At 49.6% G+C, this 13,220-nt stretch carries 12 protein-coding genes and 2 pseudogenes; 5 read left to right on the top strand and 9 right to left on the bottom strand.

The window, feature by feature from the left end:
• The first annotated feature begins 54 nt into the window (after positions 1 to 54).
• A complete protein-coding gene (locus ABIE48_RS06925) occupies positions 55 to 903 on the top strand; it encodes an AraC family transcriptional regulator (protein ID WP_192714967.1) in 849 nt (282 codons plus the stop codon).
• 78 nt (positions 904 to 981) lie between these two features.
• Here ABIE48_RS06925 and ABIE48_RS06920 read toward each other — a convergent pair whose 3' ends face one another.
• Genes ABIE48_RS06920 through ABIE48_RS06910 form a run of 3 tightly spaced genes read right to left on the bottom strand, consistent with a single transcriptional unit; the run spans position 982 to position 2,177 of the window.
• Complete coding sequence (locus ABIE48_RS06920) at positions 982 to 1,479, bottom strand: SRPBCC family protein (RefSeq protein ID WP_145022745.1); 498 nt, start codon at positions 1,477 to 1,479, stop codon at positions 982 to 984.
• A gap of 25 nt (positions 1,480 to 1,504) precedes the next feature.
• Positions 1,505 to 1,822 carry an ArsR/SmtB family transcription factor gene (locus ABIE48_RS06915; RefSeq protein ID WP_192714968.1) on the bottom strand — a complete coding sequence of 106 codons (318 nt, stop codon included), beginning with the start codon at positions 1,820 to 1,822 and terminating at the stop codon, positions 1,505 to 1,507.
• Positions 1,823 to 1,841: 19 nt separating this feature from the next.
• Positions 1,842 to 2,177, bottom strand: coding sequence for a DUF1801 domain-containing protein (locus ABIE48_RS06910; RefSeq protein WP_192714969.1), 336 nt, complete (start codon positions 2,175 to 2,177; stop codon positions 1,842 to 1,844).
• A gap of 278 nt (positions 2,178 to 2,455) precedes the next feature.
• On the opposite strand from ABIE48_RS06910, the gene ABIE48_RS06905 reads away from it, so the two are divergent.
• The 4 genes from ABIE48_RS06905 to ABIE48_RS06890 all read left to right on the top strand — a co-directional run bounded on the left by ABIE48_RS06905 (position 2,456) and on the right by ABIE48_RS06890 (position 8,029).
• Positions 2,456 to 3,538, top strand: a complete 1,083-nt coding sequence (locus tag ABIE48_RS06905; protein ID WP_354518582.1) for an AI-2E family transporter — start codon at positions 2,456 to 2,458, stop codon at positions 3,536 to 3,538.
• 182 nt (positions 3,539 to 3,720) lie between these two features.
• Positions 3,721 to 5,967 carry an EAL domain-containing protein gene (locus ABIE48_RS06900; protein ID WP_145022756.1) on the top strand — a complete coding sequence of 749 codons (2,247 nt, stop codon included), beginning with the start codon at positions 3,721 to 3,723 and terminating at the stop codon, positions 5,965 to 5,967.
• 4 nt (positions 5,968 to 5,971) lie between these two features.
• Positions 5,972 to 7,618: a thiamine pyrophosphate-binding protein gene (locus ABIE48_RS06895; protein ID WP_145022759.1), complete on the top strand. Its 1,647-nt coding sequence runs from the start codon at positions 5,972 to 5,974 to the stop codon at positions 7,616 to 7,618.
• 18 nt (positions 7,619 to 7,636) lie between these two features.
• The gene (locus ABIE48_RS06890; protein WP_192714971.1) at positions 7,637 to 8,029 is read left to right on the top strand and encodes a carboxymuconolactone decarboxylase family protein; all 393 of its coding nucleotides are present in this window, start codon (positions 7,637 to 7,639) and stop codon (positions 8,027 to 8,029) included.
• Positions 8,030 to 8,127: 98 nt separating this feature from the next.
• On the opposite strand, the pseudogene ABIE48_RS34455 reads toward ABIE48_RS06890, so the two are convergent.
• The 6 genes and pseudogenes from ABIE48_RS34455 to ABIE48_RS06865 all read right to left on the bottom strand — a co-directional run.
• Positions 8,128 to 8,280, bottom strand: a pseudogene (locus ABIE48_RS34455) (epimerase); the annotation flags it as partial.
• A pseudogene (locus ABIE48_RS06885) lies at positions 8,274 to 8,525 on the bottom strand (TetR/AcrR family transcriptional regulator); the annotation flags it as partial. The pseudogenes ABIE48_RS34455 and ABIE48_RS06885, both read right to left, overlap by 7 nt.
• Positions 8,526 to 8,563: 38 nt before the next feature.
• Positions 8,564 to 10,081: a multicopper oxidase family protein gene (locus ABIE48_RS06880; RefSeq protein ID WP_354518579.1), complete on the bottom strand. Its 1,518-nt coding sequence runs from the start codon at positions 10,079 to 10,081 to the stop codon at positions 8,564 to 8,566.
• A gap of 47 nt (positions 10,082 to 10,128) precedes the next feature.
• Positions 10,129 to 10,650: an SRPBCC family protein gene (locus ABIE48_RS06875; RefSeq protein ID WP_192714973.1), complete on the bottom strand. Its 522-nt coding sequence runs from the start codon at positions 10,648 to 10,650 to the stop codon at positions 10,129 to 10,131.
• 89 nt (positions 10,651 to 10,739) lie between these two features.
• A complete protein-coding gene (locus tag ABIE48_RS06870) occupies positions 10,740 to 11,615 on the bottom strand; it encodes an NAD-dependent epimerase/dehydratase family protein (protein WP_192714974.1) in 876 nt (291 codons plus the stop codon).
• A gap of 100 nt (positions 11,616 to 11,715) precedes the next feature.
• Positions 11,716 to 13,149, bottom strand: coding sequence for a DHA2 family efflux MFS transporter permease subunit (locus tag ABIE48_RS06865; protein WP_192714975.1), 1,434 nt, complete (start codon positions 13,147 to 13,149; stop codon positions 11,716 to 11,718).
• Positions 13,150 to 13,220 lie beyond the last annotated feature (71 nt).

Genomic DNA, 13,220 nt, shown 5'->3' with positions numbered 1-13,220 from the left:
TAAAAAATATAAAATTCGGGATTTTTTATATAAGAATATGGAGGTTTTTATAAGATGCGCCGAGTCGTTCCCGCCTTCCCTTCGGAGCTGCTGCCCCTGCAGCTGGAGACAATTGGGATCAAACCCGACCAGGAGACCATAGCAAGGCCCTCGGGCTATCCCTATTTCCATTGGCTTCAGACATTACATGGAGAGGGAGAACTATCAATGAACGGGTACACGTGGAAAATGACGGAACGATCGGGCGTTCTTCTCGCCCCGGGGACGCCTCATCGATATGAGCCCAAAGGCGGCGGCTGGCAGACCGGTTATATCACTTTTCATGGAAGTATCGCCGCCAGTTTCGTCCGTTCCCTCGGCTGGAGTGCCGCCGAATGGTTTCAATGGGAAGCCGGCCATGATCCGATAACCGACCAGCTAAAAGGCATGCTGGCGTTCGCCGAATCGGGCGGCGATCCGTCGGGATGGCGGTATTCCGCGGATTTATACCGATTTCTTACGCTGCTTCGTACGGACGCCCGCACGGACAAGCGGCCCTCCATCTCGAAGCGGCTGGACCGGGTTCAAGGCCTGCTGAACTGGCTGGAACACGAATTCGCCAACCCGGAAATCGGCTTGGCGGAGATGGCTGCGCAGCTGGGCATCGGTGAACGGCAGCTGAATGAAAGATTTCGCGATTTATTCGGGATGACGGCCTATGCCTATCTCATTCAGCTAAGGCTCCGCAAGGCGAAGGAATGGCTCCCTTACCGGCCCGATTGGACGGTGCGCCGCATCGGAGAAGCGGTGGGGTTTCGCGACGCGAGTCACTTCGTGGCTACGTTTCGGCAGAAGGAAGGCATGACGCCAGAGACCTACCGAAAGCTGTACGGCCCGGGGTCTGACCCGGAACGTCGATTATGATGCAATCTATTACCATGAATAGCAAAAGCCGCGGAGCAAATTCTCTCCGAGGCTTTCAGATTACCCTTAGTATTGGCTTTATTGTTGGCTAGCCAGGTAGTTTGCAAGTTGCTCAAAGGTACCTTCGAACCCTTGTGCAACCATTGGCGCCATCGAGTCGAATGCTTCCTGCTCCTCCTTAGAGGCATTGAGCGGTCCACCTTGCAGCGTCAGCACCGTCTTCCCCTCATTTTCCTCAAGCGTCAGAATATTCAGAATTTCCAGCGGCCAGTTCGGATTGAACGGAGCGCGAACGGTGTTACCCTCTTCATCGGAAAAGGACTGGACCCATACCAGCTTCTCCGGTGCCTGCACTTCCTGGTAAACGAATTTGCCCCACATCGCCTGCTGTCCATCCGGCGACTTCTGGCAGCCGAGAAACATTCCGCCTGGCCGAACGTCCATCTTAGCCACTTCAAGCGAAAACCCCTTTGGTCCCCACCAGTTGCCAAAGTGCGCCGGATTGGTCCAGACCTCAAATACCAGCTCCCGGGGGGCGTCAAACTCACGTTTCAATAAAAGTCCTTGAGTATTCATTAGATCTCCTCCTTGGAATTTAGGGTTAATCTGATTTTTTTAATTGATTAAGATAATCGGATAAACGGTCAAAACGGTCTTCCCACATACTGCGAAACGTATGGAGCCATGCATCCATTTCCATGAATGGCTCGGGGCGAAGCCGGTAGATTCGCCGGTTGGCGTCCGCCCGAACTTCGACAAGGTCGGCTTCACTCAAAACTTTTAAATGTTTGGACGCTTGGGGTTGCCGAAGGTGCAGCCGATCCGCAATTTCCCCGACCGTAAGCGGACCTTCGCGCAACAGTTCAATGATCTGCAATCGGTTGGGTTCCGCGAGCGCGTTCAAAGTTGTCGTTTTCATTGTCCCCCCCGATTTCCTGTTACAACGTGCTGGAAGCTTGCTTCAGTAGACCTGACAGCAGAGCCAGATCCGGAGTGTCGCCTTCCCGCAATTTGATCCATTTCCGTTCAGCAGGCCCGTCGAATTCCTTTGGAAAATCGATGCTGTCTGCGTTCATGATCATGAACGCAATGGCGTCCTTTGCCGGCGAGATCACCGCTGCATAATGGCCGTTTTTCAAAAAATGCGGTTTCTTGTACTGAATGCGTTCTTCGACTTCCGAAATCGTCTCATGAACCATATTCCGCAGGGTTGAACTCATCTCTCCCTGCCATTTCGGCAGATTTTCGATGTAGGCTGTAACTTCCTGATTCATCCTGTTTTTCCCTCCCATTTGAATACTGCTAAGCTTATGGGAAAAATATACCACTGTAGGAATATTCCTGTAAAGGAATATTTAAATTATTTTTTTGTTTATTATCAAAAAAACTAAAGCGTTATAACTAGATGGATGTTCATTACATTATGAAACGTCATTCTTAAGCCAGCGTAAAAGTAAGTATCTTTAATTCTATTGTAGAGATGAGACCGAACGCAGGATGCCCAATTTGCGCATCAAGCCGGGGAGTTTTTTACAAAATGGAGGGAAATCATTTGTTCACCACAAACAAAGCATTGCGCTTTGGCATGCTTATCGTATTACTGTTTTTGATCATTTTCTTAGGATCCAAAGTGAGTTTTGTATTTCGTCCGATCATTGCATTAATCGAGGTAGTGGCCATCCCGCTGCTTCTATCCGTATTTTTTTACTATTTGCTCAGGCCGCTGGTGAAGTTAATGGAAAAATATAAAGTTAACCGGACCTTGGCCATTTTGATTATTTACGTCATTTTCGCGCTTGCAATCGTTTGGTTCATTACTAGCAAATGGCCTGTGCTCTACGGACAGTTTATAAGCTTTCTTGATAATATCCCAAGTCTCTTGAGTTCAGTAGGGGAACAGATCAATGAGCTTGAGAAGAACGGATTCCTCGCTTCCTTATTTCCGGCCAATGAAAGCAATGGACTCTCATCAATCACCAATTACTTAAACAAAGGCTTTTCTTTCATGTCGAATTATTTAGGCGGTTTGTTTTCATTTGTGTCTAATTTTACGATTATCCTGTTCACCTTCCCCATCCTCCTGTTTTTCATGCTAAAAGAAGGAGAGAAGTTCGGAAATTTACTTGTGCGCGCAACGCCAACTCGTTATCAAAACGATTCCCGTGAGATTGTCACAGGAATCGACCATATGTTAAGCGGATTTATCGTCGGAAGAGTGATCGTCAATCTTTCGTTGGGTGTCTTAATGTATATCGGCTTCCTGATTATTGGCTTACCTTATGCTTTCTTGCTTACGGTCATATCAGTCATTGCAAACTTTATCCCGTTTGTCGGTGCGATCCTGTCAGCGATTCCGATTGTCATCGTAGGGCTGACGCAATCGCCGGCGACGGCTATATGGTCGCTTGTCATCATACTGGTCGCTCAGCAAGTTCAAGATAACTTGATCGCTCCCTATGTATTTGGTAAAAAGCTGGATATTCACCCCCTTACAACCGTAATCCTTGTCCTGGCTGCCGGCAATATCGGGGGAATCATCGCGATGATTGTTATCATTCCCGTTTATATGATGCTGAAAATCATTGCGGTTCGAGTCTTCTCTCTATTTTTCAAAGAGAAATGGATGAAACTGTAACATCAACCCAGTGATCTCAGTGGGGCTTCTTTTTTGTTTGCTTTAATCACCCAGAATCTAACAGAAAATAAATTGAAAAAAACTTTGAGCGCCGTCATAATGAAAAAAGAACCGGTAAATTTCAGCTACATATCATTCAAGTAAATTTATTGCATTTTTCTTGGTAAAGTAGGGGGATTGATTTGACGAAGTTATCCTTGATCTCGGAGTCTAAAAAGAGATGTGAAAAGCTAGGTATTGATCCACAGGGGATTCCCTCCTTTACTAACTTTTTATCAGAAAGCGATTTGAATCTAAAACGGGCAGAATACGAGGAGATACTGTCCGTCATTGATTTCTTTGTTCATAAGTTGTTGGAGCTCATGAAAGGGCTCCCGCTGCTCATCCTGATTACCGATGAGAACGGCTGCATACTGGAAATGGCCGGGGATGAAGCGATCAAGACTGTGATTCAGCAATCGGGCATTAAAGTTGGCCTCGTGTTCAATGAACACGAAGCGGGAACCAACAGCATTAATTTGGTTTTGGATCATCGTGAGCCGATTCAACTTGTCGGGGACGAGCATTATTATGAATTTTTATGGTCCTCGGCCTGTTATACCGTACCCTTTCAATATACAGATATCTCCAATTTGCTTGGAACCATTACGATCATGACGACGATCGACCAGCACAACCCCTTTTTACTGGCGATGCTATGCACGGTTGTCGATTCGATCGAAAGAGAACTGCTATTGAAGAAGCAAAACAGACGATTGCACATATTGAATCAGGTGGTCATCGAAACGACAAGAAACGGCATTATTATTACGGATCGGGATGGAAACATTACCGAGTTCAACAAGTTTGCTGAAATTTTAACCGGTGCCAAAAAGCAGGATGTCATCAATAAACCTATTCCGAATGCCAAAACAAACGACTTCATTAAAGAGGTCCTTCAAACGGGGAAAGAGTATGAAGATATGGAATTCATGCTGCGTCCTAAGATGGGACAAGACGAGCTGGTCTGCCTGTTTGACGCCTTCCCTATTCGTGATGAGAATATGCAGATCATGGGCGCATTCGCACAGTTTCGGGACATCACGGAGCGTTATCATACGCAAAAGCAAATCAATTATTTAGCCTACCATGACGATTTAACCGGTTTGCCGAATCGAAGGTTTTTCACCGGGCATATTGGTGAATTGCTGAGACAAGGGGGGAAAGAAAACCGTATCTTTGCCGTCATGTTTCTCGATCTGGACAGTTTCAAGAAGATTAACGATACGCTGGGTCATAACAACGGCGACGTGCTGTTGAAGATGGTTGCCGAGCGGCTGAAAGCTTGCTGCCACGCTTCGGACCAACTGGTATCCAGAATGGGTGGGGATGAATTCACGATCCTCTTGGAAGAGATTAAGGATCAGACGGAAGCCATTCAGGTTGCGGAAGAGATTATTAGAGCATTCGAGAAACCATTTGCAGTGGACGGCTATGAATTATATATAACAGCCAGTATCGGTATTGCCTTCTATCCTCAAGATGGCAGGGATGTCGAGATGCTGATGAAGAACGCCGACATTGCCCTTTACCAGATGAAAGACGATGGGAAGAACAACTATAACATTTTCAAATCTATCCCGAGCGGCGGCGGTATTGAACGGCTTACGCTGGAGAATTCGATCCGTAAAGCGTTGCAGCTAGAAGAATTCGTGTTATATTACCAGCCCCAGATCGATTCAAAGACAGGGGAAATCATCGGTACCGAAGCGCTTGTTCGCTGGAATCACCCGACTCTTGGCTTGATCCCCCCGGCTAAGTTCATCCCGATCGCCGAAGAAACAGGACTCATTGTCCCCCTCGGAAAATGGGTGCTCAAAACCGCCTGCCTTCAGCATCAAAAGTGGAAGGAAAAAGGGTTTACCCCGATGCGCGTGTCGGTGAATCTCTCTTCTCGCCAATTTTCAAAGCATGATTTGGTAGAGACCATCAAAGAGATTTTACTCGAAACCCACATCGATCCCTCCTATCTGGAGCTCGAAATCACAGAGTCGATGACGATGAATGTTGAAGTTGCAATCGAGATACTCGGAAAGCTGAAGGAACTAGGTATACTGATCTGCATCGACGACTTTGGGACAGGTTACAGCAATCTCTCCTATCTGAAACAGTTTGCGATTGACCGGCTGAAGATTGATCAATCCTTTGTCAGGGATATCATGACGGATTCGAATGACGCGGACATTGTAGCTACGGTAATCGCGATGGCCCACAAGCTTGGAATCGATGTGATCGCAGAAGGTGTAGAAACGAAGGATCAGTTGAATTTCCTGCGCAGTCAGAACTGCCATGAAGTACAAGGCTTTTATTATTACCCACCTATACCAGCAGAACAAATCGAACCGTTGTTGATGCAAACGACGACCATAAAAACCAATTTGCAGGGGTGATAAGATGAAACAAAGAGTGTATACAATATTAGTCGAGCATTTTAAAAAATGGGGAATTACCCACGTGTTCGGCATTCCCGGAAAGTCCATCTCTCCGCTGATGCTGGAACTCGAAAACTATGATATTCAATATGTGCTGGGTCGTCACGAAGCCGGCTGTGGGTTTGAAGCGTCCGGTTATGCTCTGGCAGCAAAAACGATGGGGATCGCGATTGGCACTTCCGGGCCGGGAGGAACAAACCTGATTACAGCCGCAGCGCAGGCCAGAGAATTCCAGCTGCCTGTATTGTTCATTACCGGACAGCCTTCGATGCAAGAGACTGGACGCGCTTTAAGCCAGGATTCAAGCCAGTTCGGGGCAGATTTGGTTAAAATGTTCGAACCTGTCACCTTGTTCAGTGCTCGCATCGAACGGGGGGACACTCTCTATCTCTACCTTAAACATGCCTTGGAAAAAGCCTACACCGGTGAAAAGGGACCCGTTCATCTGTGCATCCCATTTGATGTGCTGATGGAGGAAGTGGAGACCTTCTACCTGCCATTGCCGGACCATATTTCACCCGTTGTATCTCCCGACATTGATAAGGCCATCTCGTTGCTGGATGAGGCCAAGAAACCAGTCCTCTTCGTGGGCAAAGGGGCCGTCATGTCGGATACCTATGACCAATTGCAGACGATTGCAGAACATTGGGGAATTCCTGTAATGACCACTCCTGGCGGGAAAGGGGCCTTTCCTACCAATCATCCCTTATACTTGGGCGGGTATGGCCTCGGCGGTTCCAAGTATGCAACCGATTATTTGAAATCCGGCGTTGACCTGATGATCGTCGTCGGCAGCAAATTGTGCGACATGTCTTTGTCCGGATTTACGGCCGATATGGAGCCGGACAAGGTCTTGCAATTTGAGTATGACCTTACGTTCGCAGGCAAAACCATTCAGGCGCCGACGCAATTGATCCTTGGCGATATCCACTCCAACTTGACTCAACTCATTTTGCGGAGCGGGGCAACGTCCAAAGAGCATGAGATGCTGACACCGCGGGCACAAGCGGCAGCGGCATCCTCCCAGATGGAATCCACCATGTTGTCAGCGGGAGCGGCGTTCAGGAGCTTGCGGGCCGTGCTCCCGAAAGAGGCGGTACTCTTCGGAGATGCAGGGAGTCACTCCTTTCATGCCGTACAGCATTTCGAAATCATCGAGCCCGGGACGTTCTTTTTCGATGAGGTGTTCATCGCGATGGGAGCGGCGATCGGCTATTCGATCGGAGCGAAAATAGCTATGCAAGATCGCCCTGTCGTCTGTGTGACCGGCGACGGCTGCATCATGATGCACGGCACCGAGATATCGACAGCAGTGAACCACGGGATTCCGGTTATCTTCTTTGTGCTGAATAACGGTCGCTTAGATATGGTGGAAAAGGGAATGTCCTATAACACGGGACGCTCCGTCGGTGCTGTCTATGAGCGGCCGCTGGATATTAGCTTGTTTGCCCAATCCATGGGCGCAATGGCATTTCGCTGTGAGAATGAAATCGACATCAAGCAGGCGGTTCAGACAGCTTTGCAGTCGAATACAGTAGCGGTCATCGAGGTCATGGTGGACCCTCAAGAAATCCCGCCGATCCTCACCAGACTGCTTAGCTTAGATTAAAACTTACGGAGGACGTATATGGAATCGAATCGGTATGATAAAGGAATAGAAGTACTACAACGGATGGTCAGTGAAGAAACGCTGAACGCGACGGTTAAAAAAATGGAGAAATTCAGTCCTGACATGGCCAAGCTGATTGTCGAGTTCCCTTATGGCTCTCTGTATTCCCGTCCAGGTCTGGATATAAAGCAGCGGAGCCTGCTTACCATAGGGGCTATGATTGCTTCAGGAGCGGCCGCTCAAATCGATTTCCATATTCAAGGGGCTCTGAATGCCGGGCTTACGCCCAATGAGATTGTAGAGGCCGTCATGCACTGTGTATCTTATGCGGGCTTTCCCAAAACGCTGGATGCCATGTTTGTGGTCATGAAAGTGTTTGATGAACAGGGAATTACATACGAAGAAGCATGACACTTAGCTGTCATGCTTTTTTTTCTGCGCTCTCGCCCTATAATATTCTCAGGGCAGACAAGTGGTATATGCGTTTGTCTTTGTATCTGTAGTGTCGATCCGGCCCCAGGGATATTCCAATTCTGATCATAGCCGAAGTCCCTGCCGGCCAGCTCAATAATCATGGCCGCTGCGTCCGGCAAATAAATGAACTCTCAGGGAGTATGCATATTGCCGATGTAAAACGCCATTTTGCCGGCAGCGATTGCTTCGAAGATGCGGACTCGATCACTTGGTGGAAGGACTCAAAGATTCGCAACCATGATACTTCAAGCGCTGACAACAGCAGCTGTTCCTTCGTAGCGAAAAAGCGGAACACATAGGGCTGTGAGATTTGAACCCGCTGAGCGACTTGTGCCGTAGTAGCTCTGTAGTAGCCGATCTCGGCAAACACTTCTATCGCCGCAGAGATGATATCGGTTCGACGGTTGATCGATGTCTTCGCGTCTTGGTTCATGAATTTGAGCTCCTTTTCGAATTAACGTAATGCTTACGTTATAAGTCGGGAAGATTGCCTGATTTGGTTCCTACCCGGTATGTCGTCGTAATGCCTTCGTAATTCAACATCATGCTCATTCCCATCGAGGCGTGCTTGAGGTTGTGGCAATGTATCATCCAGAGGCCGGGATTGTCAGCTTCCAGGTACAGTTCGTAAGTCTCGCCCTTTTTCGTCAGAAGCGTATCGAGATACACTGGGCTGCCTTGCAAGGCTTCACCGTTCTTACTCAAGACTCGGAATACGTGCCCATGAAGGTGGAAAGGATGATCTCCTCCCCCTTCGTTGGAGACTGTAATGAAAACATGGTCGCCCTCCTTCACGGTCATCGGAGGAATATCGTGAAAGGATTTTCCGTTAATGGACTTGGTGAAAAGAGTTTGGCCGAGCTTAAGCTCAAAATGCCGATCGGGCTTGACATGTAAAACGGGGTCGTCAGGCAACGGGGTGCCGTAATCGAGAAACGAGAACTGCTGCCCGCCTTCTTTATGCTGCGGCTGGCTTCCGCTGCCTATTGTAATCGGTAAATCCTTAGCCGAGGGACTGGTGACGACGACTTTACCTGACCGCGGAACTTGGATAAGCATGTCATAACGCTGGCCCGCCCCTATCGGAACTATCGTCCCTTCCAGCAGACCGGGTTCATGCAGATCGTGGCCATCCATTGCCAGAATCCGGAAGGGAGCCCCGTCAACGCCAAATTCCATCGTTTCATTGCCCGAATTGATCAGCCTTAGTCTGACCTGTTCGCCTGGCTGGCCGGGGATCGTCAGTCCTCGCTCGCTTCCGTTCACCAGCATGGAAGAACCTAGCTGTTGATAAAGAGCCGTTGTCTCCGATGTTGAAGTATCGGATTCAGAACCGTTCTTCGGCTCGACGATGAGCGCTCCTAGAAGTCCTTTGCTTACCTGAATCGAGCTCATCTGATGAGAGTGATACCAATACGTGCCCGGAGTCGTCGCGATGAAGGTGTACGTGAACTGTTCCCCAGGCGGAACGGCGTCCTGCGTTACTCCCGCAATCCCGTCCTGCGAGCACGGAACCGTAATTCCGTGCCAATGAATTGTAACGCCGTCCTCAATATCTTGGTTATGCAGAGTAACAACAATCTGGTCTCCCTCCGTGACGCGAAGTTCCGGACCCGGAGATAAGCCGTTGAAGGTCCAGGCATCGACGGTCTTACCGTTGTCCAACTTCAATGTCGTTCGGGCGGCCGTCAGATCGAACTTGCGAATCGGAGCCGATGACTCCGGGGTCGTGATTGAGGAACAAGACACCGCGCCTTCCTTGGAGGAGGAACTTTCCATGCCATCCATATGCTCCATTCCCGCCATATCGGTCATGTTATCCATTCCATTCATGCCAGCCGCCATCTGATGGTGAGCCATGTTGATTTCCTCCGGCTTCTGAAGCCGCATTTGCCAAAAATAAGTGACAAGCACCGATCCGACCAGAAGCACAAAAGTTAAAGGAAGGCCAAAGTAAATCAGACGTTTTGCGATTTTTCTTCTATTCAAGATTATTTTCTCCTCCACTATTGATTGATTGATTGATTAATCAATTACTATTCCGCCGATGTCAGCTGCAAACTCTCGGCTGTTGATTTGAGTGCGGCTAGCCAGGCATTCAGCGAAGCCATAAGCGCAGCGCGCATGCCGTCGGGGTCAGCTGCTACGGGCGGACCGTCCCAGGATTCCGTGGTGTGCACGATTACTCCTTTAGGTGATGGGGTGATGTTCCATACATGAACGCCTTCGATACCATGTGCTGGACCTCCCCATACAATACGTTTCATGGGGTCAACCTCAAGGATCGTGGAGACGATTTGTAGCCCATGAGTCTCCCACCAAAACGTGCTTCCTATCGCGATTGGACCGGATAACCGCACTTGAGTGATATCCTTTTGCCAAGTCGGCCACTGTTCGACGCCAGTCTGTATTTGCCATACGATCTCCTGCGAAGCTTCAATCTCAATGGACAGGTCGACGATGACCTGCGCATTTCGGTCAACGTCGACCGTGCCCTCCAGTACGAACAATTCTTCTTTGTACTCCGGTTCCGTTATGCTGGCTACCCCATTTACCATCGATTTTTTCATTTTATTGACCTCATTTCGTTGGATTTGTAATTGATTACGAACTTGAATTTCATGTAGCGCTTAATAAGTAACGGTTATTAGCTATGGTTGTGCTTTGCCATCATGCTTTTTATCGTAGAGGCTATACCCTCTTTATAAGATGTTGGCGATACGCCACTATACTCAGTGCCACAAGTTCCAAGATCGTCGCCAAGCCGCTCATAACGATCCAGTCTTTTCTTGGCCGTCGGCTCATACCACCGAAGTAGGGACTGCTGCAACCCTCCGATTGGCTCAAACCGCGGCGCATCTTGAACGACTGAGCCCGCGAGGTCAAGAAGTTCCGCTTGCGAAATTGGGCCACTGCCGCGAAGATGCCAATCGCTGCCATACGCGGTCCCCATCGAAGCCAGCTCTAAAACATAACGGGTAGCGTCGTCCACATATAGATAGTCCCTTCTAACGGACGAATCAATGAGCTGCTTAACGGGTTTCCCTTGAACGATTTTTCGAAGTGCATAATGAATGAGCGTGTTGGAAGCCGCCTCTCCGTACAACTCCGGGCTAAAGATTCGCATGCAAGTTGTGCCAGGAACGATCGAGTTCACCGGTTCCTTCTCATCGACGGGGCGATACACCCCTTCGAGGGTAACCATCTTGGCTCCACTCATCAGCGCGATGCTTCGAACGGCTTTTAGCATCCGCCGCACCTTCTCCGAGTTGTCATCGTAGGTTAAGTAAACCCCCCAGAAAATCACGTCAACGCCTTCTGCTGCTGCCAGCAGATCGGTCCGATTCCCGGCCTCTCCCCTGACCGTTCGAAGAAGCGATGAGGAAGAGAAGGCCTCCTGCAGCGAATCCAGCTTTCGTTGTGATCCCGAATAGGCAACGACCTCAACATTAGCCCCGATCAATTGCTTGACAAGCGCCCTACCCCATCCACTACCTGCTCTCACGACCATTGCTTTAAACATTCAGATCACTCCTAAATTAAGGTTATATAGATATCCTGAAGGTTGCCTCCTTGGTTCCTAACGTGATGGCATCGCAATCATTTTGTGATTGATTAGTCACTCACTTCGAAAAACGGGAATGCCTTACAACCGCGAGGACCACTATAGCTCCGATCATCGCAAACGCGGCAGCTCCAAGGAACACCCAGGAGAATCCTCCGGTCAACGCTTGTGCTTCGGATACGCCGCGGCCCAACAAGCGATCGCTTCGAGCTGATGCTGCCGTTGTCAGTACAGCAAGTCCAATGGCTCCGCCAATCTGTTGGCTCGTATTGACCAGGCCGCTGGCAAGCCCAGCTTCTTCGTCCGCTACACCGTGAACCGCAAGCTCTGTTCCGGAGACAAAAGCGCCTCCCAGTCCGATTCCAATCAATATGGACGGTCCTAACAAATCGGCTGCGAACGTAGCGTCACTAGGCGATAGAGATAACCAGATTAGCCCTGAGGCCAACAGGACGAGCGATGTCGCAAGCGTCTTGTTCGGACCTATTGCCTTAACTACCGTCGGCACGACTCCGGCAATTGCGACCAGCGCGCCGGCTAGCGGGAGCTGGGTAAGCCCTGCTTTTAACGCATCGTAATGAAGCACTTGCTGCATGTAAACCGAGAGTGCGAAGAACAATCCCGTTGTCGCCCCTCCGATGAGAAACATCGCCAGATTGCCACCCGTAACCGATTTGTTATGGAAGATGCCTAGCGGCATTAACGGATTCGCAGCACGCTTCTCGAGGATGATGAACGATGCGAGCAGCACTATTGCCAAGCCTGCCAGAATCAGCGTCTGCGGGGACGTCCAGCCGATCTGCTCTGTTCCGGAAAGCGCGGCCACAAGTGCTACGATGCCACCCGTTACCGCAACCGAGCCTGTCATATCCAGAGTTATGCGTTCGCCGAGCGAATCTTTAGCGATGAGGAAGGGAACTGCCGCCAGAACTAATACCGCTACAGGAACATTCACATAAAACACTGCGGACCAGCCAAGCGAAGCCGTAAGCACGCCTCCCAGCAAGACGCCCGCCGCACTGCCGATACCTGCAACTGCACCCCAAATGCCGAGCGCCCTCGCCCGATCCTGAGGATCTGCGAACAGCATGGTGACAAGAGCAAGCGCGGCAGGGGCGAGCAGAGCGGCCGATGCGCCCTGTATCGCTCTGGCTGTGAGCAGCCAGGCTCCCGAGGTTGCCAGTCCGGCTGCGGCCGAAGCAAGCGCAAATCCGGCGACTCCGATCATGAACAATCTTCGATGTCCGAATCGATCCGACAACCTTCCACCGAGAAGCAGCAGGCCCCCGAAGGGCAAAACATAAGCCGTAATGACCCAGCTCAGCGTATTAGTGCTTAGGTGAAGTTCTGAGCCAAGAGAGGGAAGCGCGATATTGACGATGGATGCATCAAGCACGACCAGGAATTGAGCTAAAGCCAGCACGATTAGCGCCCACCACCGAAGCGACATATGGCGAGATTTCGCAATTGCCGGTTGAACCATTGAATTCATAACAATTCCTTCCGTTATTGATTGATCAATTACAAACTATTAAAAAAATATTCGACCCGCCAAACCTCTTG

The sequence above is a fragment of the Paenibacillus sp. OAE614 genome (assembly GCF_040546645.1).
In the GTDB taxonomy this organism is placed as follows: domain Bacteria; phylum Bacillota; class Bacilli; order Paenibacillales; family Paenibacillaceae; genus Paenibacillus_AQ; species Paenibacillus_AQ favisporus.
The sequence above is the reverse complement of the archived record's forward strand: the minus strand, read 5'-3'. Positions and strand labels throughout refer to the sequence as shown.

Bases quoted from the DNA above. Each gene is read 5' to 3' on its own strand.
- ABIE48_RS06925 (WP_192714967.1), top strand. From the start codon at position 55: ATGCGCCGAGTCGTTCCCGCCTTCCCTTCGGAGCTGCTGCCCCTGCAG.
- ABIE48_RS06920 (WP_145022745.1), bottom strand. From the start codon at position 1,479: ATGAATACTCAAGGACTTTTATTGAAACGTGAGTTTGACGCCCCCCGG.
- ABIE48_RS06915 (WP_192714968.1), bottom strand. From the start codon at position 1,822: ATGAAAACGACAACTTTGAACGCGCTCGCGGAACCCAACCGATTGCAG.
- ABIE48_RS06910 (WP_192714969.1), bottom strand. From the start codon at position 2,177: ATGAATCAGGAAGTTACAGCCTACATCGAAAATCTGCCGAAATGGCAG.
- ABIE48_RS06895 (WP_145022759.1), top strand. From the start codon at position 5,972: ATGAAACAAAGAGTGTATACAATATTAGTCGAGCATTTTAAAAAATGG.
- ABIE48_RS06890 (WP_192714971.1), top strand. From the start codon at position 7,637: ATGGAATCGAATCGGTATGATAAAGGAATAGAAGTACTACAACGGATG.
- ABIE48_RS06875 (WP_192714973.1), bottom strand. From the start codon at position 10,650: ATGGTAAATGGGGTAGCCAGCATAACGGAACCGGAGTACAAAGAAGAA.
- ABIE48_RS06870 (WP_192714974.1), bottom strand. From the start codon at position 11,615: ATGTTTAAAGCAATGGTCGTGAGAGCAGGTAGTGGATGGGGTAGGGCG.
- ABIE48_RS06865 (WP_192714975.1), bottom strand. From the start codon at position 13,149: ATGAATTCAATGGTTCAACCGGCAATTGCGAAATCTCGCCATATGTCG.